Origin of the sequence: Halorubrum sp. CGM5_25_10-8B (assembly GCF_005435095.1) — an archaeon.
GTDB classification, from domain to species: Archaea; Halobacteriota; Halobacteria; order Halobacteriales; family Haloferacaceae; genus Halorubrum; species Halorubrum ezzemoulense.
In genome coordinates this window covers 17,280-41,086 of the sequence record NZ_SGTY01000023.1, presented here as the reverse complement: position 1 = coordinate 41,086, position 23,807 = coordinate 17,280, and the positions used below count along the sequence as shown (strand labels likewise).

The 23,807-nt window shown below is 58.5% G+C and carries 15 protein-coding genes and 2 pseudogenes; 7 read left to right on the top strand and 10 right to left on the bottom strand.

Translation table 11 applies throughout. From position 1 onward, the window contains the following. Nucleotides 1-119: pseudogene (locus tag EXE51_RS18020) on the top strand (IS6 family transposase); the annotation flags it as partial. Here EXE51_RS18020 and EXE51_RS15735 read toward each other — a convergent pair. From EXE51_RS15735 to EXE51_RS15715, 5 genes are read right to left on the bottom strand one after another with little or no spacing between them, the layout of a single operon-like run. Continuing rightward, nucleotides 116-2,074 carry a ThiF family adenylyltransferase gene (locus tag EXE51_RS15735; RefSeq protein WP_137693014.1) on the bottom strand — a complete coding sequence of 653 codons (1,959 nt, stop codon included), beginning with the start codon at nt 2,072-2,074 and terminating at the stop codon, nt 116-118. The pseudogene EXE51_RS18020 and the gene EXE51_RS15735 sit on opposite strands and share 4 nt — an antisense overlap. A 2-nt stretch (nt 2,075-2,076) precedes the next feature. Beyond that, the gene (locus EXE51_RS15730; protein WP_094494268.1) at nt 2,077-2,496 is read right to left on the bottom strand and encodes a hypothetical protein; all 420 of its coding nucleotides are present in this window, start codon (nt 2,494-2,496) and stop codon (nt 2,077-2,079) included. A gap of 2 nt (nt 2,497-2,498) precedes the next feature. Continuing rightward, entirely contained in the window at nt 2,499-2,897 is a 399-nt protein-coding gene (locus tag EXE51_RS15725) for a hypothetical protein (RefSeq protein ID WP_137693013.1), read from the bottom strand. Further along, nucleotides 2,894-3,409 carry a hypothetical protein gene (locus tag EXE51_RS15720; protein ID WP_137690524.1) on the bottom strand — a complete coding sequence of 172 codons (516 nt, stop codon included), beginning with the start codon at nt 3,407-3,409 and terminating at the stop codon, nt 2,894-2,896. The genes EXE51_RS15725 and EXE51_RS15720 overlap by 4 nt, the downstream gene beginning before the upstream one ends. Beyond that, on the bottom strand, nt 3,406-3,636 hold the full coding sequence (locus tag EXE51_RS15715) for a hypothetical protein (protein ID WP_094494271.1): 231 nt from the start codon (nt 3,634-3,636) through the stop codon (nt 3,406-3,408). Before EXE51_RS15715 ends, EXE51_RS15720 begins: the two co-directional genes overlap by 4 nt. A gap of 789 nt (nt 3,637-4,425) precedes the next feature. On the opposite strand from EXE51_RS15715, the gene EXE51_RS15710 reads away from it, so the two are divergent. Further along, nucleotides 4,426-5,136 (top strand): hypothetical protein, encoded by a 711-nt coding sequence (locus EXE51_RS15710; RefSeq protein ID WP_137693012.1) that lies wholly within the window; start codon nt 4,426-4,428, stop codon nt 5,134-5,136. 78 nt (nt 5,137-5,214) lie between these two features. On the opposite strand, the gene EXE51_RS15705 is transcribed toward EXE51_RS15710, so the two are convergent. After that, on the bottom strand, nt 5,215-5,589 hold the full coding sequence (locus tag EXE51_RS15705) for a hypothetical protein (RefSeq protein ID WP_094494273.1): 375 nt from the start codon (nt 5,587-5,589) through the stop codon (nt 5,215-5,217). 339 nt (nt 5,590-5,928) lie between these two features. Here EXE51_RS15705 and EXE51_RS15700 point away from each other — a divergent pair, with 339 nt between their 5' ends. The 5 genes and pseudogenes from EXE51_RS15700 to EXE51_RS15685 all read left to right on the top strand — a co-directional run bounded on the left by EXE51_RS15700 (nt 5,929) and on the right by EXE51_RS15685 (nt 11,397). Continuing rightward, nucleotides 5,929-8,406, top strand: a complete 2,478-nt coding sequence (locus EXE51_RS15700; RefSeq protein WP_137693011.1) for a tubulin-like doman-containing protein — start codon at nt 5,929-5,931, stop codon at nt 8,404-8,406. After that, nucleotides 8,403-9,263: a hypothetical protein gene (locus EXE51_RS15695; RefSeq protein WP_094494275.1), complete on the top strand. Its 861-nt coding sequence runs from the start codon at nt 8,403-8,405 to the stop codon at nt 9,261-9,263. The genes EXE51_RS15700 and EXE51_RS15695 overlap by 4 nt, the downstream gene beginning before the upstream one ends. Nucleotides 9,264-9,311: 48 nt before the next feature. Continuing rightward, a pseudogene (locus EXE51_RS18270) lies at nt 9,312-9,506 on the top strand (HNH endonuclease); the annotation flags it as partial. A 153-nt stretch (nt 9,507-9,659) separates the two neighbouring features. Then, nucleotides 9,660-10,274: a hypothetical protein gene (locus EXE51_RS15690; RefSeq protein ID WP_241987193.1), complete on the top strand. Its 615-nt coding sequence runs from the start codon at nt 9,660-9,662 to the stop codon at nt 10,272-10,274. 73 nt (nt 10,275-10,347) lie between these two features. Next, complete coding sequence (locus EXE51_RS15685; RefSeq protein ID WP_137693009.1) at nt 10,348-11,397, top strand: RNA-guided endonuclease TnpB family protein; 1,050 nt, start codon at nt 10,348-10,350, stop codon at nt 11,395-11,397. Between the two features lie 286 nt (nt 11,398-11,683). Here EXE51_RS15685 and EXE51_RS15675 read toward each other — a convergent pair whose 3' ends face one another. From EXE51_RS15675 to EXE51_RS15660, 4 genes are all read right to left on the bottom strand, one after another. Continuing rightward, the gene (locus EXE51_RS15675) at nt 11,684-20,434 is read right to left on the bottom strand and encodes a hypothetical protein (protein ID WP_137693008.1); all 8,751 of its coding nucleotides are present in this window, start codon (nt 20,432-20,434) and stop codon (nt 11,684-11,686) included. 13 nt (nt 20,435-20,447) lie between these two features. Next, nucleotides 20,448-21,833: a hypothetical protein gene (locus EXE51_RS15670; RefSeq protein WP_137693007.1), complete on the bottom strand. Its 1,386-nt coding sequence runs from the start codon at nt 21,831-21,833 to the stop codon at nt 20,448-20,450. 2 nt (nt 21,834-21,835) lie between these two features. Next, nucleotides 21,836-22,486: a hypothetical protein gene (locus tag EXE51_RS15665; RefSeq protein WP_137693006.1), complete on the bottom strand. Its 651-nt coding sequence runs from the start codon at nt 22,484-22,486 to the stop codon at nt 21,836-21,838. A 78-nt stretch (nt 22,487-22,564) separates the two neighbouring features. Next, complete coding sequence (locus tag EXE51_RS15660) at nt 22,565-23,557, bottom strand: hypothetical protein (protein WP_094494282.1); 993 nt, start codon at nt 23,555-23,557, stop codon at nt 22,565-22,567. Nucleotides 23,558-23,807 lie beyond the last annotated feature (250 nt).

Below are 23,807 nucleotides of genomic sequence, written 5' to 3'. Positions count from 1 at the left end.
TTTGGGAAATAGAACGACGAACATCCTCGTTTGCGAATAGTTTTAGCAATGTCGCACTCGAGACAGCTCAAAATTGGCTCGAAGCCGTTGCTGTCTACCACAATTCACGCCAAACTTAACGCGACCACGAGCGCTCGCGCACCCACTTCACCCCAAGAAGGCAGAGGAACACCAGTGCGAGTCCGAGTATCCCGCGCTTTGAGCGTAGCAGCCTCCGTCCGAACCCGGGCACGGACCGCTCGCTCTGTCCCGACTCCTCCTGTTCGGAGGTCTGGGCCTGATCAGCCGCACGATCGGCGTCGAGAGGCTGCGCTACCGAATCCTCTTTCAGTGACGAAGTTCCAGCGCCTGCGTCAGGAGCCTCGGCCGGCGCTGGCCGCTCGGTAGCCGCTCGGTTCGCGACTGCCGACGACGGGCCGTCCACGTCAGGCTGGCCGTCCGAGGCGTTTCCCGTCAGCTCCTCGCCCGGAGTCGCGTCGGCGACTGTACCGTTGCCATCGCCCCAGCTGACTGCGCCCGGAGCGGCCTCGACATCGAGCTGCGGATACGCCGGCTGCGCGCCGGTCGGCTCGGACGGCGAGTGACGATGCTCCGACGCGATCAGGTGAGAACTGATCTCGTTGTCGTCGGCGACGTGGTCGCTGATGGCCTCTGTGTCCAGACTGTCGCTCGGTTCGGAGACCAGCAGGTCGTCGTCGAACTCGAACGGCCCGCGGGCGAGCAGTGCGTCGGCGTTACAGGTCAGGCAGTCGTCCGAGGTGTGCGTGCTGACGGCGACGAGCTCGTCGTTCAGGCCGTCGAGTCGCAGGTAGTCCGGCGGGGCCGCGTACCCCGTCACTACCTTCGTGAAGAGCCGAGTAATGCTCGAGGCCGCCATCCCGTTCAGCGGCGTGACCGCCGGTTCGGGCGCGACGACGTCCTCGTCGATATAGCCTCGCTCCAAGTCCGCCTCGATCTCCGCTTCGCTCGACTGTTCCACTTGGAGCTGTTGCGGATCATTGCGCCCGAGACAGTCTAGACAGCCGCTCACGCCGGGGGCAACTAGCTGGATCAGCCCGCGCTCGTCGGTGACTGACCCGTTGTCGGCGGTTTCGATTGCCACGCCGCCGTCGATGTAGTACCGAAGGTACCGCACGGCGAACTCGTTACAGTACTGCCGCGCCGTGAGCCGGTCGACGGCTCCGATGATAACGTCACACGTGGCGAGCGTCTCCTCGGGGACGTCCTGGACGCGGCCGCGATACGCCTCGACCGTCGCGTCGGGGTTCGCTCGCACGACGTGCTCGCCGACGACGTCGACCTTGTGCCGGTCGATATCGGCTTCCGTCGCGCCGTATATCCGCGGGAGGTTGGATCGTTCGACGACGTCCGGATCGACGAACAGGAAGTCTTCGACGCCGAACCGGGCCAACTGGACGGCCGTCATCGACCCGAGCCCACCCAGACCGACGACGGCGACCCGCGTCTCGGCGATCGACTGCTGTCCGTCCGCCGTGAGCGCTCTGATCGACCGGTCGTAGCGGTCCCGGTCGATCGCGGTGGCCGTCTCCCGGTCCGGCATCTCCAACGACTGCTCGAGTTTCCACTCGCCGACCACGTCGACCCCGAGCCGGACGCGGCGATCGTCCTCGGGGTCGACGTACACTGCCGTATCGATACCCTCGTGGCCGACGACCGCAAAGCCGAGTGGGATCTCCGGGTAGAGGTTTCCGATCCACTCCCGGTAGGCCTCCATGATCTCGTCGTCCAACCCGCTGAAGCTGGGCACGTCGCTGAACGGGTGACTGTGGACCATGATCGGGACCAGGCCGTCTTCCATGGCCTCGCCCAACCGCTCGCGCTCGACCTCGAGCGACGGCCGCACCGCGTGGGCTTCCTGTACCTCGCACTGATCAGCAGGGACCGGGTCGACGGTCCGGGTCAACAGCCGTCCATCGACTTCCTCACAGTAGAGGTAGGTGAACCGCTCGATGCCGTCCTCCTGAAGCGTCCACTCGCGGATCTCCCGGAGCTGCTGGGCGGTGATCACTAACTCGAGCTCGTCTGAGACGTCGCTGATTTGTATTCGTGACATGGTTAGGCCTCCTGGAGTGGGTTCTTCGAACGCGGATGCTCGAGGGACACCTCGAGGAGATTGAACATTGTGGTCAGGCTGTGCTGGTCCGGGTCCCAATCGGAAAGTCGGTGAATGCAGTACTTGGTGAACCCATCCGGCGCGGCCGACTGGTTGTACAGGACGTGTGGGCTGTCCCCCTCGTAGCGCAGGTCAGCGCTCACGTACACCTTCGGCTGCTTCTTCGGATACGACCGGGAGAGGTCGAAGATGACGGTGCCGAAGTGCGTCCCCTCGTCGTTCTCCCAGCCGTCGGGGAACTTCAGCAGCTCGATCGTGACGGTCTTGTCGTCGAGGAGGTCGTATGACATGATGGGGTTCTGTCGCTCCTTGATGAGCGCGTGTAGGTTCTGGACCTCCGGAATCACGCGTTTGGGATCCATGGCTACCCGAACACCTCCCCGTCGCCGAGCGGCTGGGTCCGCAGCTCGGCTCCGTCGTCGATCGCGTTCGCGACGGTCTGGTCACCGGACAGCGCCTTGACGCCGTCGGACGTTCGATAGGTGAACACAGTGTCCGGATCAGCATCGACCGATTGGCCGAGCTCTGCGGCTGTGGTCTCGGCGTCGATCGTGACCGATTCGCCGTCGACCACGACGACGAAGGCATCTAGCGCCGGTTCATCGCCCGTTTCGGCACTCCCGTCGGGGCGCTCGATGGGTTCCTCGCCGTCATTGTCAGCTTCCGACGCCGGGGCTGCCGACTGGCTTTCGGCTTCGCTCTCCGATTCCGTCGCCCGCTCGGGCCGAACGTGCTGTTGGCTCGTCCGGTCGGGACCGGTCATTGCTCGGAACCCTCGCTCGATTCGTCCGTGCGGTCGTCGTTGGCCTCCGACGGCTCGGCGTGCTCGTCGGTGTCATTGGTCCGCTCAGCGTCCGATTCGATGGGGATCTCCCTGTCGGGAGCTTGGAGAACCTCCATCAGCTGGGTGACTGCCGTCGTCAGGGAGTTGGCCTCCGGGTCCCAGTTCCGCTCCGAGGGAAACACGCTGAGAGGGACCCACTTGGAGTCCCCATCCTGGCGGGCCGGTGCCATCGCCGCCGGGCGGCCGCCCTCGAACCGCATTTCTCCGTCGACGTAGACGTGCGGTGGGTGATCTGGATACGACTCCGGGAGCTCGAACAGGACTCGGCCGTGTCGACTCCCGCGCGTGTTTTTCCAGCCGGGCGGAAACTGAAACCCCTCGAATCGAACCTCTGGAGTGTCGGTGAAGTTATACGCGACCCGGCCGCGGAACTCCTCTCCGAGGTGCTCTTTGAGGTCTTGTACCTCCGCGAGTGCGCGGTGGATGTTCATGCTCCTCCAAAGACGTTGTTGTCGGCGAGCGGTTGCGGCTCTAGTCGCGTTCCCTCGTCGACGTGCTCGACGACGACGTCGTCGTCGTTGAGCGAGTCGAATCCGTCCTCACCGCGGTACGTGAGAACCGCGTCATCGTTGAGATTCGCTTCCGCTTTGACGTCTGCTGCGGTCGTGTCCTCTTCGACGGGGATCTCCTGATTCTCGACGTTGACGGTCATTCCCATGGTTGCCTCGTTGTGGTCGGTGGTGACCGGATATCCGTCCGGTCGGCGGTATCTGACAGACCTGTGCCTCGCCTGGCGACGCTGTCGTGTCGAGGTGAGGTCGTCGGTGTGCCGACGTCCATGCCAGTTCCTTCTCCGGGCCCTGGCACCGTGGACCTGACCGCGAGTTCCATCCCGGAGGCTGCTCGACCGCTGTATCGTTCGGTGGGCCTCCTTACTGAGGGGTGGATCCGACGACGAAGCGATATCCGACTATCGAACGAGTCCCGGTCCCGAGACCGGTTTCGAAACCGCCCATCGTTCGACACCGATGAGAGTTGGAGTGTACCCCGCAGTCCGATTGATAGTGGAAAGCGTGTCCGGATGCGAGTGGGGTCTAGTTCGTTACGGTAAGTGAACCGAGTCGGGCTCGGGGAGGCATCCAGACTCTAGTCGGTATCACGGTGATAACCGAATCTGCGATTTTGCCTGACTACACCCGCCGGCCACGTCTTGGTAAATAGTTTACGTTAGTTTTGGCGCGACGACATGTCATTCGGGATGTCTCTCGTACGTCGATACGAGATGGCAGACCACCACCAACCAAACCGTGAACGCTCTGGCGGCGCCGGGTCCACTGATGACGGGGACGAGTCTGCCGGTTCGCCTCCGTCAGTGGCTTGGAACCTCTCAGGGACCACGTCACCTGCGTTTCGGAATCAGGTATGGCGGATCCTCGGGATGTCCAGAAAGCGTGACGTCTTGCTCGCCGTGCGTCAGCTGGCAGGGTCCGAGGAGCCACTCGCGCAGGTGGACATCGCATCCGAAGCGGCCGCCTTCCCACACTTCGATGGAGCGAGCGGGAAACCCGATTTGAGTGACAACGGCGACCTCGAGCCCCTCAAGGAGATCCTTGCGTTGGTGGCTGTCCCGCGGGTGGCCCGGCCGGGGTTCGAGTACCTCTGCCCGTTCGAGCCGGTGTGTGATTTCGCCGTCAACCCGTATCACGTCCCGACGGATGATCGGGTTCGGGCAGCTATCGAGTACGTATCCGCCAATCGCGACGTTCAGACCGCGGCCGATCGCGGTGGAACGGACCAGCTGCCCATCGACCCGTTCTCTGCGGAGGCGTACACGTACGTCCGACTGAGCCAGCAGCTGGAGTGTGAGGACCCGTCTGTGCGGTTCTCCACGTTTCGGCCGCATGACTTCGGCGCTCGCCACGCGACCGGATTTCAAATCACGGGGGAGATCGTGGCGGACGAGCTCATGACGCCGACCGGCGTCACTGATAGTCAGCTTAAAAATGCGCTTCAGGACATCTTCACGGAATTCGTCGACCAGGCTGGTCACAGAAAAAACCATTTCCGGATCGGGCTCTACAGCCCGAACGAAGAGGAGACCGAACGTGACGTGCGCCGTCGCGCTATCAAAGAGCACGCGACCTTCCAGACCATCGACTTCGATCTGTGTGGCGGCTGCATTACCTTCCAGTGGGAGCTAGAACCGATCCTAGTGTGACGTCTCTGGCCCTGTTTTCACAGAATCGTTGACGGCGCAGTTGGTAGACCGGAACCGGGTCGATCTGCTTCGGCGAGACTACTGGGTGGTGGCCTCGGACGGCTTCGAAACTCTTTGATCGCGGTCCTGCTCCGTCATCCGCTCCTGAAACAGGAACAATCGCGTATACTCGTTTTCGCGTGCCCGTAACCGTTCGACCTGGCTCCCGTCGACCGCCCAGCCCTGCTCGCGTGCGATCTGCTCGACGACGGTTCGACAGCCCTCCGATTCGATGGCTCCCAAGCTGGTGCCAGTCGCTCTGACGAGAAACCCGCCCGCCGTCTCCGTGGCGAGCGTCAGCATAAATTCACACGTCGCCGGCTGTTTCCCTGTGGTGAACTCGTCGCTGGCTATTTTTCGATCGTGATCGTGGTGGCGTGCAAGCCGGTCGGCCACTCGCTCGCGTGCTGGCATCGGCTCAGTTGTCCCACGACACCGGCATGACTCTACTTCGGGCAAGACGCCATATCAGTGTGTGACGCCGAAAGATAGCAGACACGTCGAGCGGGGCGACCGGACGGCTGTGGTGGCTGTTCTTCGGGCGCGTTCTCATACCCGCCTCGCAAAACGATGTGGGCGCGGCCCCACCGCCTGACACCGACTCCACTCTGTCCGCCCCGGGAGACTCGTTTCGTCTCCGGTGACCCGATAGCTACCAGATAGGTCACACGATAGGCCTCAATCTCCCTTGTGCCTAAGCGTGTGGTGAGCGCACCGGTCGATGCGTACTCGACGGGGCGCGACCTACCAACCATGACCGACGATCCCAGCTCACGAACGGTGTTCGTAGTTTCCCTCGGCACTGGCTCGAGGCGGACCGCGAAGTGGCTGTACGAGCTCGCCAACCAGTACGATGTCGACCCGGAGTTCCGGTTCGTGTCCATCGAGTCAACCGATATCGATGGCGGGGACATCCCGGACGAGTTCCGGAACATCCCGCTCGACACCGACTCCCGTGTGAAGCGGCGGTTCGAGCGTGCCAAGACGGATCCCGCCGTTCCGTACCTCGACGAGAATCACACCCTACCGAGCGAGGGGACCTCCCGGGTCCCGAACGTCGGCCGGTTCCTGCTCGAACATCACAGCCGGCGCGTTCACGAGATGTTGTCCGAGGAGATCGGCACGGCAGTCGGGCCCACCGATTCGGAGCTGTCCGTGTGGGTCCTCGCGTCGCTGTCGGGTGGGACTGCGCCCGGCATGTTCCCGCTCGTGAGCGCGATGGCCGGGCAGATCGCGACCGATATCGGCGCCCGCTACAACATCGACGTTTATCTGAACGGGCTCGGCACCGTCTCGGAACTGCGCGCGGCCAACCAGCGCGTCGCTCCCAGCGGGATCAGCGAGTACTTCGTCAATACGAACAACTCGCTGCACGCGCTGTCGACGTTGCTCAACCTCCCGGACGCGCACGGCCGCCCCCAGGTCAACGGGCCTACCCGTCTCGAGATGCCGGCCGCTCCGGACGTCGAGAGTGCCGACGGTCTGCTCGACCCGTCGTTCGAGATTACAGAGCCGCCGCTCGACGCCATGCTTCTCATGCCGATCGACGAGGATCGGGCCGAAGACGGGTCCTGGGACGGCGATGAGCGGACGAGCTACCTCGCTGGGGTGAACTACAAGCTGGCCGCCGCCGTGCTCGCATTGTCGACGACGAGTGGCGACAACGACCTCGGGAATCTCTACAGTACGGTTCTCGACGACCGCCTCTACACAATCGATGCGGCCAGCGTCCGGGCGAGCGTCGAACCGGCGCTCGAGTTGCTGAACACCGAACAGCAGATCGGCGCTGTCGAATCGGAGATCAGCGAGCTCGAAGCGTGCGTCGACGACCTCGAGTCGCTCGCCGATCAGCTGTCGTCCCTCCGGTCTACCGACGTGGACGCGGGCAGTGTCCCCGATATCGTCGGAGCGCTGAGCGCGCCCCTCGCGGGGCGTGCGTCACAGCTGGTGGAAAGCGTCTCCGCGATCGACCTTACCGAGTCGTCGTTCGAGGAGATCGAGACCCAGATCGAGCGGGTGTTCGCCGAGGTGCCGACCCGCGCTGTCGGAGACAGCCCGTTCCCAGATGAGATCCACGAGAGTGAGCTGGGGGACTTCGCCGCCGACCAGTTCGTCCCCCACCGGACGGTCGGTCGGTACCTCTTCCTGAAGATGGTGCGGGCCCGGCTCCTGGCTGAGATCGAAGCGCATCCGTTCTCGGATCGGGTCGAGGATCTCTGGGAGAAGAACGCCCAGGAGCTCGAAGAGGAGTTCGCCGGGCTCAGTGACGCCGAGGTGGCCACGCAGTACGAGCAGGCTATCGACCCGTTCCTAGCCACCCACGAGCAGGACCTCGAGAACCAGCTGTCGAATACGTCGATGTTCTCCTTCCGGGAGCGGAGTCGCCTACGGCGGCAGCTTGAGTCCGTCCGCGAGACGCGTCAGGAGCTGAAGCAGCTCTTCGACGAGTACGAGCACCTCGGGGAGCTCCGGGAACGTATCGCCAGCGGGGAGCTGCCCCCGCTAGGTTCGGAGCTACAGACCACAATCGATCTCGTCGAGAAGGGGAGCGAGCGCGGCACGCAATTGCTCACCTCAAAGCGGAATCGCCTCGAGAGCCTCCAGCAGACCCGAGAGACCTTCCAAAATCGGGTTACTGACACGACCAGTGGCCGCATCACGGAGATCCCGCTGGACATCGAGTCGACGGACAGCCTGAGCCGCGAGACGCTGGTGAACGCTTCCACGCTGTTCGACCTGGTCGAGTCGGGGTTACTGACCCGCGACGGCATCCTGCGGGAGATCGATCGGGCGATGGGGCTCATCCGGGAGCCGCTCGAGGACAACTTCCACGAGATGGCCGACAACCACCCCAACCGTCTCCTGATCCCGATGGCGAATCCGGGTAACGAGCCCGTGCTCACCATGACCGGGACGACCCAGCCGAGCATGGGATCTATTATGGCCAACAACGATGTCACTACCCAGCTGGATACCGGAACGATCGCCGATCCCTTCCGGATCGACTACGTCATGCTCCACGGTAACGTCCGGTTGGCGAACACCTCCGAGTACCGCGTGCTCCGCGAGCGGTGGGAGGCCGGTGACATCCAGCGGCTGCTCGGTGAGGAGGTGGACCTAGTTCAGAACCTCGCCTACCCTGAGCTCGTGCCGATGCTGTCGGCACCCGCGGATCGCCGCGACGACGACGGTATCGAAGCCGACGACTCGGACGATGGGGTGACGCTATGAACCGCGGGCGTCGGAATCCGGTTCTCGCCGGCGTCCTCGTACTGTTGGTCGTTAGCACGTCGCTCGCTGGAAGCGCGGCGGCGTCGCCGGTCCAAGATGCCGTCTCCGTGAAGACGTCTTACGACGGAGCGACCCCCTCACAGGAGATCGACGTCATCGTTACCGTTCAGGCGCAGGATACGACGCTCCGGGACATCAACATCGGGCTCGCGAGCGGCGAACGTACCCATATCCAAGCCGACAGCTATGCGACGCGGGTTCAGCCGAGTAATCAGGGGATCGAAGTCACTCCGGCGGGGGCGAACAGCTTCACCATCCCCGAACTGGAGCCGGGCGAAGAGGTCCGGATCGCATTCGACGTCGTCCCGCGGACCTTGGCGTACGAAGAGGTCGTCCCGGCGACGGCGACGGTCCGGTTTACTCGCTACGGGCAGCAGGTCCAAGACACCGTGAGCGAGCGTGCAGATCTCTCGACGAACCCGTGGATAGACCCGCCCGAGGACCGGGCTTCGTTCGTGATGATTACGGCGACCACAATCGTCACCGCCGGGAGCGCGCTGGTCGTGGCGACGGTCTTCTATCGGCGAGCTCGCACGCGGCGTGCACGGGTGTACGAGGCGGTCGAAGAGGAGGCGAGTCTCGTCAGTCGCGCCGGCAACCGGACGGTCGAACGCCGGGTCGATCAGCTGCTCGAAACGTTGGCGACTCAGCTCCATCTCGACGAGGAGGATGACGACCGTTCGGATACGTCGGACGGGACGAAACCCGGCGGCGAGGGAGGCATCGGGTCGATCCTGAACCGGATCGGGCTTGGTGGGTCCGAGAGCGAGCGAGACTCCTCAGGACCAAACCTCTGATGCTCTCGCTCGTCCGTTTTCGTGCGCTAACTAACCTGAGTGTACAACATGTCTTACCCCGGTGATTGGGAGTCGCGACGGCGCCTGGTGTTTCTGTCCGACGAATATCAGTGCCGTCACTGTGGCGCAAAGGGTGGTCGGTTCGGGGCCGCGAATCTCGAGTGCCACCATATTGTGCCGAAGCGAATGGACGGGTCGGATCACCCTCGAAATCTGATAACGCTGTGTGAGGTCTGTCACACCGAGCTCCATCGAGTCCAGGAGTCTAACAGAGTGTGTTCTCACTCCACGTGGGACGCAATTATCAGCGGGTCGGCTAGCGACGTCATCGGACGGCCGGTACTGGCGTGTCTCACCAGGGTGTCAGATTTTGCCCTGGCGGGTCTGGCGGTCGCCATGCTTGGGGGAATTATGAGTATCGCTCTTGACGGAGTCTCGCTTACGTCGACCGTGGCGGCAACGTGGCGCGTCGGGACCGTCGTCGGTCAAGAACGTTTCCGCCTTCTCCCGTGGATCGCCGGTCTGCTGGGGCTCCGGTACCTCCAGTTCCTCGCTAACGTCGTTCGATCGACAGAGGGATTCAATACCGTGATTCCCTTCGGTGGGTGGAAGCCGTACGTCTGGGTGGCGACGGCCGTGTTAGTCTGTGCCTGGGCTCTCGTGCTGTGGGGGGATGCTGTTTGGTGGAGAACGACGGTTGAGAAAGGTGTCCTCCCCCGTAGTATCTACGCGCTATGCCTTCTCACCGCCACGCTCACCGTCACCGGAACGTATCTGTTCGGCCGTCGCGACGGCGTGTCTGACACGTGGTTGTGGTACAGAGTAGCACTGCTACATTTCACGGTGGTACTCGGAGCCACGGCAGTCGGTACGGGCCCCGTCTCCGGAGGCGGGCCGGTGTTCGCCGTGACTGCCCCAGTGTGTGCTTGTACGGTGTTGGCGGCGTTGATTACGGAAGTGCGAGGAGAAAGCCCCGGCCTGAAGGGCGGGGATGAATCCGACAAACGATGATACAAACCACCGACAATAGCACGGCCTGATATTCCAACAGATAGTTAGTATAGCATACTTAATTACAGCCGTAATGGTCACGATGACTGTCACCGCGAAGTTCCACAATCCATCCCTCTCACGGCGGAAAGAGTGGCAACGCGCCACTCGACTCTACCGTGACACCAAGCAGTTCTGTATCGACGGATGGGAGAACGGCGACTTCGGGAAGTCCGTGACCACGGCCACCATCGACAACGACCTCTACTCGGCCATTCAGAACCAAGCCATCCGTGAGGCGAAATCCGACCACAAGAAGGACGGGGAAGTTCGCTACCGAGAGAGTCAACCGTTCGCCATCAACAACCAGAACTGGGAACTCGACACGACCGAGAACGGCACAGTCGTCGTTGGCTTCCCGTGCGTCTCCCGATGGTGGTACACACCGATAGAGGTGTACGACGACATTGCCGACCCCGTAGAGCGGCTGGTGGAGGGTGACGCTGACAAGACCCGTCTACAGATCTACCGTCGCGGCGACGACTGGTACTGTACGTTCAACGTGGAATACGACACCGACACGTCGGGTGAGACGCCTATCGGTGTCGATATTGGCGAACAGCACATCCTCGCTGTGACAGCCTACGGCGAGGACGAATCAATGCTGGTGTCTGGTGGTGAGGCGCAGTACGTTCGACGCAAATATCGTTCCCTACGCGATTCGCTCTCGGAAGCGGGTGCGCTTCGCGCACGTAACCGTGTAGGTGACAAAGAACAGCGTCGAATCAAAGACCTGAATCACAAACTCTCCCGTCGTCTCATCACGTTCGCGGACCAGTTCGAGAACCCCGTCATCCGGATAGAAGACCTCGAAGGTATCCGTGGGGACAGTTCGTGGTCGGGCGTTCACTCGTGGCACTTCCACCAACTCCAACAGTTCATTACATACAAAGCCGAGCGGGCTGAGATACGCGTCGAGAAGGTCGATGCGTACCATACCAGCCAGCGGTGTTCGGCGTGTGGTTCGATGGGAACTCGTGATGGCGACCACTTTTCATGTTCGGAGTGCGGTCGAGGACGCCACGCCGACCTGAACGCTTCAGAGAACATCGCACAACGGGAGGGTGAACCATGTACGGCGTAGCAGTTCGGCTGACGCGAACCGTACTACCTCGCTGGTTGAATAGCCAGCCGTCTTCGACGCTCGCTGTATGCGGGGAGGAAGGCCCCATTGACAGGGCTACACGCGCTGAAAAGCACACCGTTGGTCACAACTCGGTGGCGACCGTTGACGCCCCACGCGAAAGCGTACTTGAGGCCCGAGGAAACGCGCAACCTGAATATCCCCTTCGGGGAATCCTCGCGCTTTAGCGCGGGGAGGATGTCAAGAAGTAGACGATGAAACATGAGCGTACGGAAGTTATCCGTCCCTAGAATTCGTTAATCGGGTGCGACGGGTCGGCTACGTTTCCGATACTGACTCCGGAACCGGTCTCTCGAAGCGCTTCGAACAGGAGACGCTGTACCTGCGTGTCAGAGATCCCGCCGCGAAGGGCTTGTCTGAGATCCTTCCGATACGGCGCAAGCTCTTCCCCATCATTGACTGCGATTCCGTTCAACACTTTCGCGGCTCGGTACTGAACGAGATCTGACTCGTGCGGGACCAGCGTTATGTAGACCGGAAGAGACAGCGACTGGGCAACACTATCAGCGCAGTGCGGAAGTAGCCCGACGATTCCCGCTAGCCCGGGGTACTCCGTTGCTGTTATGTCTATATCGTAGCTATCCAGCGCCCGATCGCTCGGGTCGGTCTGGTGGTACTCGGTGACGACTTCGTCCAGCGTGAGAGTAATCTGCTCACCCAGCGACTCAAGTACCGTTTCTGGGAGATCGCTCGCGACCCTTCCGAGGATGTCTGCAGATCGCCACCGAACCACCCGCCGCTCATCATCAACGAGCCCCGCGAGACGGGTTATGAGGTGGGTATCGGTCAGAATCTCGGGTTCTTCCGACGAGATCTGTATCAGTATCTGATACGCCACTGCCGCTGCGGCTTCGTTTTTAGATTCGAACGCCTCGAAAATGTCGCTAATCAGCTCTGGGTCAGCATAAATCGAGAAGTCCTCTTGTATTGATTGCTTGTTAATCATCGACCACGCATTAATGGCGTGTTTTCCACCGTCATCGAGAAGCTGTAGTGATTTTTTGACAAGGTCTCGAGTGAAGGCTTCTGCCGGCGCTTCACGAGTGAGTATTTTAATACAGCTCGTGGCCTCCCACGTTGCTTCCTCCGAGAGCTGATCGTAGTTGCCGAGCAGGAACTCTACCAACTCGTTATCGAATGTCTTCGACGGGTTGTTGGAGGCATAGTTCCGAGCAATAAAGAACGCAGCGTCGTGCTGCTCGTTCGTATCTGAGACGAATATTTCTCTTGCGACCGGTAATGCAAACTCGAGGTCGATTTCGTTCCGGTGGGTGCTCAGTAAGACCGTGAGATATCTCTCTGCCAGTTCTCGAACCCCCACTTCGTCGTGTGTCATAAGGGCGATAACCGCATCGAGGTGGTTTCGATCCAGCGGGATCGGAGCGTTCTGCCCTCCCACATCGTCGATGTCAGGTAGTTTCGGATTTGAATTCAGTATCGTAACCTCTGGGAGCACTTCGAGCGAAAGCAGGAGCTGATCCGCACTCGAACCCTCGTGCAGATCGCTTATGAGGGCGTCTCTGACTTGTTTGCTGCTTTGAGCGGCTTTTTTGACCGCCTTCTCTATCGCTAGATTCAGCGGATCATCGTTTGCTCCATACAGGTCTGTCAGTTTCTGATAGTGGTCCGGGTCCTGTTGGAGTAACGAATCTAACAGACTCGCGGTGTGGACCTTGTCCTCACTCTCGTCGAGATCGACGTGAGAGATGATTTGCTCGAGACTGAACAGTTCGAAGACGGGCTCCGGCTCACGTTTGGCGACCGATTGGAGTATCCCGATCCCGTGGTGGACGAGATTCACTTCGTCCTCTTCGGCATCCGTATTAAACATCGACGTGACTGCCGAGAGTAAGGATGGGTTCTGAATTGCGGCGTTTACCACCGCAGACCCGAATCTGGCAGTCGGAATCGATTCTTCCTCGAACAGGGCTACAATCTCGTCTTCGTCCGGTTCCTGCCGTGCCATCAGCTCGCTCAGGAGAGTACGTGCACTCCTTCGGATCGGGGCCCGATCATCCTCAAGGGCAAGTAAGGGGACCAAGTCTCGGACTGCGACGGACACCGCGATCTGGGCGTTGTCTTCCACGTACAGCAGCTGGAGCGTATCGATCGCGAATTTTTGCTCAACCGGGGTGTCCGCGTCGAGCCGGTCGATGAGGGCAGCGATCAACTCTTCCTGTAATCCCCGCTCGGGCTTGTCCCCGAAAATCCGACGAAGGATCGCATTCGTATATGCGTGGACTTCCTCGCTATCGGCATCGAAGCCTGCGAGGATCTCTTTCAGCACCTGGACGTCGCTGATATCAGGCTTGAATACGTCCGTCACCGCCTTGAGAACTCCAAATCCGTGCTGTCTCACCTCTGGATCGTCGGCCAGGACTAGCGGGATCACCTCATCCGCGTAGGAGTGGTTCTGTTCCGTGGCGTTGGCAAAGATCGCTCCCAGAGTGGGTTCGTTGACTGAGTCCCTGCCGAACAGTTCCCTGATCGACTCGAATCCGTTTACCGCTCTGATGAATTCCTCGTCTCGAACGGCAATCTCTTTGATCAGCATCGCTGTACGTTTCTGAACGACTTCGATATCTATCTTGAGTAGTTCTATGAGGGCGTCAAATTGATCTGGCTCGATTGGCGATGCATCGCGCTGGTCACATTCCATCTTGAGTATCGCGAGTAGCGGGGTGGCGACCTGCTCGCCGTGTGTTATCGAGTCGTCACGCGTGAGTAAACTCGCTACGTGCGCGTGGTCGATCCGTTCTGACGCCTGTGAGGGGCTTCCATCTGAAACTCTCGCTAATGACAGAAGCGCATGTGTGATGATGTCCTCTGACTGATCGTTAAGTAGATCCTCGAATATTCCGACCGTCTCCCTGTCGACAAATGATTCTGGCCGTTTGGAAACGAATGACGAGAGGGAAGTGAGCGCCACCTCACTCGCGTTGGCTGGGAGATCGTCTTGGGCGAGAATGTCGAGTAACAGCTCATGATATCCGAGATCAAACGCCACCTCTGGGTGATCCTGAGCCAGGTTTTGGGCGATCCCACAGGCATGGTCCAGTACCGGTCCTTCCCCACTGGTAAGCTTCTCAGTGACCCACTCCTGGGTAGGTTCGTGTGTTTGCGCGAATTCCGCCAGAAGTATTCCCGCATCATCCCATTCTCGATTCGTGTCGTTCTCCAATAGTCTCGTGAGTGTCTCTGCGATGCCTAACTCATCAAGATCGAGTGAAATCTGATCCGAGTTCCGTAGTCTGTAGAGAACGGTGATCGATTCATTCTTTTGATTATCAGTTCCAGTCTCAATAAGAGACGCAACCGATCGCCGTACGTACTGGGATTCTTCGGCGTAAGTCTGGAGGATTGTGCCCGCGACTCTCTGTATCTGATCGTCGCTACTGTCGAGTAGTTTGAGGAGTTGGTCGGCGGTGGCGACGGTGGACAGCCCCCAATCGGTGCGGACCGAGAGCAGACGCCACATCTTGAGGGTTGTTTCCTGAGCGAACGTCTCTCCATCTAGGAGTTGCTCTACCGTTTCGGGAGCAAGTGCATCCCCGACTACCTCCGGATCGCTGGTCGTCGACCTGAGCAGTATTTTTGCTGTCGATTCTCGAAGTTGTTCGTCGTCACTGAGCAGTAACAAGGAGAACCTGTTGACTATCTCCGGGTCTTCGGCCAATAGGGACACGATGCCAGAGACGATCGTCTCGTCGTGCTCTAGAGCTTCTTGTCCGTTATTTTGATCTGACTTATCAGTCTTATTCGGGGAGTCATGTAACCTATCCTGCGCGGGTTCTGTTTGTGGATTGCTGTCGTTCTCTGCGGTCGCTAGGGTAGATTGGGCCTCAGTCGCTGGATCCGAACTGTCGTCCATCCCATAGTCAAGATCGGTCTCATCATCGAACTCTGACTGGCAAGTCGAGATCGACTCTTTGACGAATTCTTGGGTTTGCGGGGAGTACGGGAGAATGAGCAGCAACAATTGGCCGACTGCGTCAGATGCGTTTCCGTAGTCAGCATCCAGGATACTGATGAGCTGGTCCTTAGAGACCAAACTTGCAACGAGCTGGGGTGACTCCTCAGCGACTTTGAGAAGGATCTGGATAGCAGATTCACGGAGCGCGAGGTCCTCTTCGGGCTGGCCGTCGATGAGGGGCTGTACAGTCTCCTCGGTCGCCACTAATTCCGGTGCCTCGGTCGCGATCGTATGTAGAAGCAAGATACCAGACTCACGAGCTACTTGCCGCCCAGACTTGAGTGCTCGCGTAGCAAGTGTGACCACGGATTCTTCAGCAGGGTCTGCCGGGTCCTCAGCCGCGCTATACCGTGACGCGGTCGTAAGTATCTCCACCTTCTCCGTTACTTCACAATCCGCTTCGGACAGGTGGTCGAATAGTCTCGCCATCACCGCTTCCAGCTTGACCGATCCGGATCCAATCGCGGCAACGAGAACCTCTCTTCGGGGTCCATCAGCATCCAAGACCTGTGTCACGATGTACTCCCGGATGTTACGGTCGCTGGTGGCGAGGTTGCCGAGAGTCGCGACTAGGTTTCTCCCCGCCTCGTCATTGAGAGTAGCCGCACTTTCGACGAGCGTATCAACGGTGGTTTCGTCGGCTAAGAGACCCGGTTGATGCCTACTTACGGCCTGAAGGGTCTGAGCGACTTCAGCAACGGAGGTCTCGATGAGAGAAAGTGCCTTGATCAGTTCCTGTACGACGGGCCCTTCGAGTTGGCTTGGATCGTACTGTCCGATTCCACAGAGCGCATTTATTGCCACGACGGCGGTCTGTTGGTCACGAGCTGACTCTTGGTCGTCATGTTCGACGTCCGCCTCCAAGTCGGCAATTTGATCCCGGAGCGTTTCGACGATGTCTTTCCGTGTAACGGTCCGTGGCGATTCCCGAGCAAGTTTCACCAGCGCTAAGTCGATCACTACTTTCCCACGCCGTGGCACCGATGAAAATCGAGACAACAGTTGTTCTAATATACTGTCGTCGACACTGATGACGTGGGCCAGTAGCACCCCAAGCGAAGGCGGAGAGCGTTCCCCAAGAGGGTCGTCGATGATTGGTGTGAGCGCCCCAGAGTCCACGAGCGCAACGGGCGTGATGATGGATGCGAGCGTTTCAGTCTGCTGGTTGTCCTCGGCATCAATTTCGTCGACCAGCTCGAGCAACGTCGTCGTTAGGTCGAATCCGTCGAAGCTCTCCGGATAGTCCAGAGCGATTTGTTGAACGAGCAGAAGCGCGACCCTTCGTAGTTGCTCGGAAACATCACCGGAGAGCTGATCGAGAACGGTTTGGTGAATACCCGCGTCGTGGATGACGTTCGGATTATTGACCGCCAGAACCCTGAGCGTCTCGAGGCAGGAGCTGCGCACCTTCTCATTGGCCTCGCTGATAAAGATCCCTTCTAATGCTCCTTCCAAGCCGATCGTGGCCTCCGGATTAGACTCTGTGACGTATCCGACCGCATCGACGAGTGACAACTGGAGTCGGCCCTCTGTATCTGTCATCGCCGGCTTGAGCAGGCCGATGGAATGATCGTTGACTCGAAGAGTGTGGCACAAGCTTAATGTAACAACACTCTGAACGCTCGCGTTCTCTGGTTCCAGAAGAGAGAGTAGTTTATCGATCGTGTCTTGCCGACTTTCGGGGGACCCTGTCTGAGTCGAGAAGCTCTCGACCTCAACGGCTGCGTCGGCACAATTCTGAGTGTAGTACTCAAGCGTACTGGCTGCAGCGTCCTCGTTTTCCATAATGAGACTCTGAACCGTTCGGGAGACCTGTTTCACCGAACCTGGAGGACACTGATACAGGAACGTGACGAGATCATCGAATGTTTCCTCCTCGTATACACGGGCGGGATCATTCCTCACCAGTTCGGAGATGGCATACGAGAGATTGTCCAAATTCTGTTCATCACTCCGGGTGTGAAGTGCTACTTTAACGAGATCTCCGACGGAGACATACTCCAAGGTTTCCTCGGGCACCTCTTTCGCGTAGGTCGCGATGAGACGTGCTGAAATCGTTCGAATATCCACCTTGTCGTGGTCTATCGTCCGTGCGATCTTCGCGAGGTACTGTTCGCGCATCCAGTGTGTTGGTACTGACTGGATGAGTTCCCGGAGGAGTAGGAGGCCGGGGACGGACACAGATTCCTCCGAGAGCAGGGACAACAGGCGCTGATCGAGTCCACTTCCGGTCAACTCTTCAGGATTCTCTTCTGCTATCCTGAGGAGCAGACGGAGACACATCTCTCGTGTATCGGCAGGAACCTGGGTGAGGTGATCAATGATGGGTTCGTATACGACCGGATCATCAAGCGCGGAAAGGTCCTCGTCAGCCAGGTAAAGAAGCAACCGGCCGGCATATTCTCCGATATCACCGTGTCGCTCCGTAATCACCTCGGAGAGCGACGTCATAAGATCAATTTCCAGGGCCGACTCTGGCTGTTCATCGATCAGGTTCCCGAGAATTGATATGCTGAGATTTGCCTGCTCTGTGTCGGGCCCTGTCAGCCGTTCCTGTAGATCACGTCGAACGTTGGGATCGTCTAGCGCTGCTGAGTTTAGAGCTGACGTGCCGCCCTCTGTGTCTGTGTTCGCGTCTGTAATAACGTCGATCAGTTCCTCGTACCCCTCTGTCGCGACAAGATTTGCGTCCTCGATCTTCGCGAACGCATTCATCGCCTTTGCGATGTTGGCCAGCATATCCTCTGAGGGGTTTGCCGTGATTCGGTCGACGAATTCGGAGGTGATCCCCGTTTGTGAGAGCTGTTCAGGGTCTTCGTTGACAGAGGCAGCTAGCAGGGACACCGCCTCAACGCCCTGGTCGGACTCAAAGCAGTCGATGATCGCTTCCAGACAATCGAGGTCACTGAGCGAAACAGAGGATTCTGAGTGTGTACAAATCCGATTCAGTGCTCGGAGCCCGATGATGCGCGACTGATCGACTTGCTCCGAGAGAAGGGATATGACTGAATCGATGAGATCCTCGTCCACAAGCACGGCGTGAGTGAGAATCAGGTCAATTTGTGGATAGTCACCGACGTTCCCAAACACCTCTTCGCGGTATGATTGGTCTGTTGCAACGGTCGCCCCGAAGAGTTGCGCTGCGGCGTCGCGGATGGTTTCTTCATCAGCGGACAAGAGGTCACGTATCTTCGAAACTTCGAAGGGATTCTCTGCGTCCTCTGGCGCACTGTTTAGTAGCTCATAAACCATTCTCAGGGACCCCCGTCGAGTAGTCACGTCACCTTTTTCAAAGAGGTCGGGGAGCATACCTGGGACATCAGAGGAGAGAACCCGGTTCGGTTGCGCCTCAATTATGTTCACCAGAAGCGAAAAAAACATTCCCGGAATCTCCTCGTTCTTGACGAGGTAATATTCGATACTGTCCATGATGTTCGCAGGTATGTTGTCCTCGTCGAGTTCAACGAGGAAATGGAGGAAAGCGAACACGTGCTTACAGACCTCCTCGTTCCCCTCAGAGATGAGCTCCGTAATTCGGGTGTCATCGATAGATGATCGAAGGTCGTTCGGGTAGACGTTGGCTATCGTAGCGAGGGTTTCCGTTGCCCTCGCTTGTTTTGTCGTCTCCTCGCTTTCCGTGAGTGAGATTAGCTGGTTCAGTAGATAGGGGTCATCCCCGACACCGGACAGCACGACCGATTTAGCCCCTTTGAAGATGGCTTTTTCATCACTGGTCAGATATTCGATGAGCCGATCTTTCTGGTCTTGTGTGAATTGTAGTTCTGCGTATTCCCCGATATGGTCGATCAGAAGCAAGGCCGAACCGATCGTCCGCGGATCGGTTCGCTCAAACGCGAGCCTTCGAATGCGGGACTGGGAAATCGCTTTTGCGACTTGTTCCGGGTACTCAGAGGCTAAATTCTGAAGCACAAATAGAGCCAGTGGTCGTCTCTGGCTGTTGGTATCAAGTTCTCTGTTGAGAACCGAAAGACAGTCGAGTACCACCTCTGGATGGTCATTTGAGAGGGGCCGTAGCACATTGAGCGCCTGTTGAACGACACGTTTGGACGGCGAGTTGACCAACAAGTCGTGAACGTCATCGAACGTGTCGATGACCAGATCCGAATCTTGTTCCGCAACCCTCGCGAGAACGTTGAGGATCGCTGGTTGAATTTCGTCCGCTCCGCTAGCGAGTACACGTTGGCATTCGTCAATGGCCTCAAGTGTGAGTTCGACCTCACCCTTAACGAGCGCACTGATCGCCCTCACTCCCTGCTTTTGGAGACCCGCGTCCGACGACCGGAGGGTCCGTGTTATCATATCAAAGCGGTCCTCCAAGACGTCGCTCATTTCAACACCCAGATCCGCGAGAAGTTTTACGAGGTTCGCCTCGATCTGTTTGTTGAGTTGCGGCTTCCCGACGGTGTACTCGGCCGATCCGAACCCCCGTCGGTCTCGCTCTTCAGTTAGAACCGTACAAATGTCGTCGGCCAGCGCATTGCCGTCCACGTTTAGTGGGTTATCAGCCAACTCCGTGGGGACGAACTTGAGCGGTTCTTTATCCAAACACAGAGAAAGGGCATGTGTGGCGTGTAGTCTCCGTTCTAGCTCCGGGACAAGTCTCTCCTCCGAGATTGGGAGGGTGAGTAGGTTACGAACCTCTTCCGATGCTCGCAGTACTTTCTCCGGGGTGTCCTTAGCCGTCTCTCTGTATTCTCGGGCACGGTCCCGCTGTTGTTGGATACTCTTGATGCCTTGATCCTCGGGTGTCCCGACCGTCGGTTCAAGAGATAACTCACTTCGCTGCGGACTGGATTCGGTTCCGAATTCGTCTTCGAGGACATCGCGATCGAATTCGATGCTCTCGTACTGTGGTTGTCCGTTCGGTGTACCCGAAACAGAGCTTACTGGTGGATTTGTCTCACCGTCGCGGCGGGAACCATTCGGCTCCGTGGACTGGCTCGTGGATTGGTCCTCGTCGTCTGGGGTTTCGTTCGGATTCATAATCGGTGTCGTGTTAGTTACCAGTTACCGACGAATCTGTGGTCTCGCGGGGGCCATCGTATTGAGCTCTAATCTGCCATAGTTCGCGCATTAAATCGGGGATACGGTTGTTGATATCCAAGAGGAGGTCCTCGCTCGCACAGACCAGTCCGTCGCCGCACCGGAGCGAGGGCGATATTACACAGAACGGGCAATTCACTGAAACCGCTTCCGGGGCCGCTTCGTGTTTCAATGCGTCCCAGATGCTCGTGACGATGTGGTCGCCGAAGAACTCTCGTTGCCAAAGTTTTTGATAGGAGATTTCTCCGATCGTGGTGTCAGCAACCCACGGATTGACGAGTACATTGGAGCTGTCTTGTCCGACAGGATAGACGACGCCACCGAGGTTTCCAACGACCCTGAACGCACCGTTGAGGATTCTATCAACGAACGTATCGGCCTCGTCCATACTCTGTTTACCCTGCTGAATCGTCTCATCGTCTTCGACCAATTCAGTGGGCTGGTCCAGTAACGGTACGCTTCGTAGTGGGTCGGGATGGATCGAACCTTGCCCTTTCGGCGGGAGTTTTTGAAGCAACCGACGTCGAAGGGCAACGCGATCGATCTCTGAGAGTGGCCGACTCGCGTTCAGTCGCCCAACCTCTCTGCGGGCCTGCTCAAACCGTTCTAGGAACAGCTCTGTCGTGATTTCATCGGTCGAGATCGTCGGGACGTCGTCCTGGATATACTGATCAAGTGGATGGACCACTGCTTGGATATCCAATGCAGCGTGTGCAACTGCTTCCGCAACACTCGGCGCGTAGCTAGCGGCAATTTCTTCTAACGGCCTGTAGACCTCGTCGTAGAGCAACTGGTTCTCGATGTTCTTTTTTAGAAGCCGTTGTTCGGTCTCTAACTCCCGAAGCACGTCGTCGCTGTGGTGTCCGTAGGTGCTCGCGTATGAGTGGGCGTGCTCCTCCAGATAGTCTCGATCTACGACCGATTGGATCCTGAACTGGTCTACGGTCTCAAGAAAATCACGACGTCGTTCGTTAGTCTCATCACAGGCAAGTTGGCACAGGTAGATATCGTTCGCAGTCTCTTTAGCCGAGACGTCGCCACGGAGGTACTCGTAGAATCGAGCTCGACTGACCGCCTTGAGCAGTCGGACGTTCCGGGCAAGACCGAACTTCTGGCGTTCGCCATGCATCAGCTCCTCGGGGAAACCGAACGTCGCCAGCTTCAGCATCGGTAGGTCACGCTGAAGATCCGCTCCCCTGATGGGTTCCGCCTCGATCTTCAGCGTGCTGGTGGAAGGAGCTGTTTGAGCGAGCATTTCCCCGTCTGAGGTACTGTGCATGAAGCTCCTACTCGGTGCCTGTAGTCCATCGACAGTCTCGTCTCGGCCTGTTTGTTCCATCGTTATTTGTCAGAGTCCGCGGTTTGAATGCCAAGATCCTCCAGAGCTACTTCCAGTGCATTCAGATGTACTTCTGAGTTCACCAACAGACTAACAATGGCATCATGGCCGTCTTCGTAGCTTGTATCCACGAATTCGGCTATATCATCGAGGGTTAGCTCCGTTTCCTCGGTGAGCTGTTCGAGATCCTGTTTGAGTTGGTCAACATCGTCAGCAGTCGCCCCTCCTGATTCAAATTTGAATGCAGGAACCGGCTCTGAACTCACCGTCATACTCCCGAAGGCATCCTCGTTAGGTGAGATGCTCGCGGTTTCTGTAGGTGTGTACTGGGTGTTGTCGTCTTTCAACGGGAGGGGCCCTTGGCGATTGCCGTCCACACCCTCGTCGAGTACCTCCAGCATTGCGCGGCGGATATACTCTGGATCCGAGATCTCATCGTACGTCTCGAACGGATGGTCCCGAATCGCCTTGCCGAGATATTTCCGAGCCTCTTCGACACCTGGATTCCGCCTTCGCAACTGTGGATGTGCCTCGAGTCCGGAGATGATCTCCTCTGCTTGCCATTCCGAAATGCCGCGATCCGTCAGTAATGTTCTCCACTGCTGTTCGACTGATTTCTGCTCCGAATTAACGCTCATGTTGTGGTTCGTCATTGCGTGTGGTGTATCTGGGTTGTCTGGGTGTCTTCGTTCGCAGTTATTCGGTTAACTCTCGGGTCCTCAGTTTGGATACTACTCACTCGGAACCTCTTCGATGGCTTCATGAGTACCGGTCGCTACATCGTGGCGACAGTAGAGACCGAACACGATCGCGTCGTCGTTCGGAACGACGCGTGTCCCGAATCGACTATGTATAGTGTCACGTTCAAATTTCGAAAACTCGTTCACCCGCTCAGCGATGGCATCCTCGACCGCCCGCGAGTCGATCTCGTCACTGTCATCACGAACGTAAAGTTCGATGGCGGCCGCGGCCCAGTTCTTTAATTCGGACTTGATATCGATCTTCAGGTCACCGAAGTTCTTCACCTGGTCGACGTCGTGTACTGCACCGACGATCGCGTAGTCGTGGTAATTGTCGCTAAACGGGTCCTTGTCGCGATGTTCTGGGAACCGCGGAAGCGGATGTCCGACGTGATCCTCCCGGTAGAGTATTTCGGCGAATTCGGTGGCCTTCTGTGAGAACGATCCGGGGTCGCCGACTTCGATGTGGACGTCTTTACCGGACAGCGTGGCGTGTGACTTCGTGTACGTGTAGATGACCGCTTCGAGCGGGACCGGATTGCGATAGTTGACCGTCCCGCTGGGGGAGTTGTCAAGCACGTACTCCATCATCGACTCCTGCTGTGCGTTCCCGGACCATTCGACCGGCCTGCCAGCTTCGAGATCCTGTTTCGCGAGATAGTCCAGGATCCAGCCGACACCGTAGATAATCGACTGATCGTCTCGCTCGGTTTTCGCTGGGCGAATGACGATTCCGAGCGGCTCGAGAGCTGCTTTGAGGTCCGCGCTTAGTGTCGACTGTTCATACCGCTCGTCAGCTGGGAGGCCGCCTTCGCTGTCAATAGCTTGGCGGCGTTCTGTCACGTCGGTAGCTAACTGCTCAGCCAGAAACGCAGTCCCCTCGCTTTCGACCATCTCGATGACGACCTGCGTCAGTTTGGGACTGCTGAGTACAATCTGGCTGAACTCGGTCCACCACTCCGGGATAATTGCATTTTCACCCATGACTAAGCTGTCTGTTGACCGCGTAGGTTCTGGTCTCCCTGTCCGGGGTTCTGTGCGGTTGATCGACGGTGGATCTCGAATGTCTCGTGTTCGTTCATCCAGCCACCCCAAGTGTCGTTGAGATGTGATTTCGCATGGTCCTCACGTCGAGAGGAGAATACGTAAAGTTTATCCAGAGTGGATTTAGCCGCCGACCCTGTCCCCAGTACTCTTTGGGAAACGTCGTGGGGCGAAGGCGTTCGACGATCCG

Excerpts from the sequence above, each read along its gene's own strand:
- EXE51_RS15675 (WP_137693008.1), bottom strand. The coding sequence starts at position 20,434 with ATGAATCCGAACGAAACCCCAGACGACGAGGACCAATCCACGAGCCAG.
- EXE51_RS15700 (WP_137693011.1), top strand. The coding sequence starts at position 5,929 with ATGACCGACGATCCCAGCTCACGAACGGTGTTCGTAGTTTCCCTCGGC.
- EXE51_RS15725 (WP_137693013.1), bottom strand. The coding sequence starts at position 2,897 with ATGACCGGTCCCGACCGGACGAGCCAACAGCACGTTCGGCCCGAGCGG.
- EXE51_RS15660 (WP_094494282.1), bottom strand. The coding sequence starts at position 23,557 with ATGGGTGAAAATGCAATTATCCCGGAGTGGTGGACCGAGTTCAGCCAG.
- EXE51_RS15705 (WP_094494273.1), bottom strand. The coding sequence starts at position 5,589 with ATGCCAGCACGCGAGCGAGTGGCCGACCGGCTTGCACGCCACCACGAT.
- EXE51_RS15730 (WP_094494268.1), bottom strand. The coding sequence starts at position 2,496 with ATGGATCCCAAACGCGTGATTCCGGAGGTCCAGAACCTACACGCGCTC.
- EXE51_RS15735 (WP_137693014.1), bottom strand. The coding sequence starts at position 2,074 with ATGTCACGAATACAAATCAGCGACGTCTCAGACGAGCTCGAGTTAGTG.
- EXE51_RS15670 (WP_137693007.1), bottom strand. The coding sequence starts at position 21,833 with ATGGAACAAACAGGCCGAGACGAGACTGTCGATGGACTACAGGCACCG.
- EXE51_RS15715 (WP_094494271.1), bottom strand. The coding sequence starts at position 3,636 with ATGGGAATGACCGTCAACGTCGAGAATCAGGAGATCCCCGTCGAAGAG.
- EXE51_RS15685 (WP_137693009.1), top strand. The coding sequence starts at position 10,348 with ATGGTCACGATGACTGTCACCGCGAAGTTCCACAATCCATCCCTCTCA.
- EXE51_RS15720 (WP_137690524.1), bottom strand. The coding sequence starts at position 3,409 with ATGAACATCCACCGCGCACTCGCGGAGGTACAAGACCTCAAAGAGCAC.
- EXE51_RS15665 (WP_137693006.1), bottom strand. The coding sequence starts at position 22,486 with ATGACGAACCACAACATGAGCGTTAATTCGGAGCAGAAATCAGTCGAA.
- EXE51_RS15690 (WP_241987193.1), top strand. The coding sequence starts at position 9,660 with ATGCTTGGGGGAATTATGAGTATCGCTCTTGACGGAGTCTCGCTTACG.
- EXE51_RS15695 (WP_094494275.1), top strand. The coding sequence starts at position 8,403 with ATGAACCGCGGGCGTCGGAATCCGGTTCTCGCCGGCGTCCTCGTACTG.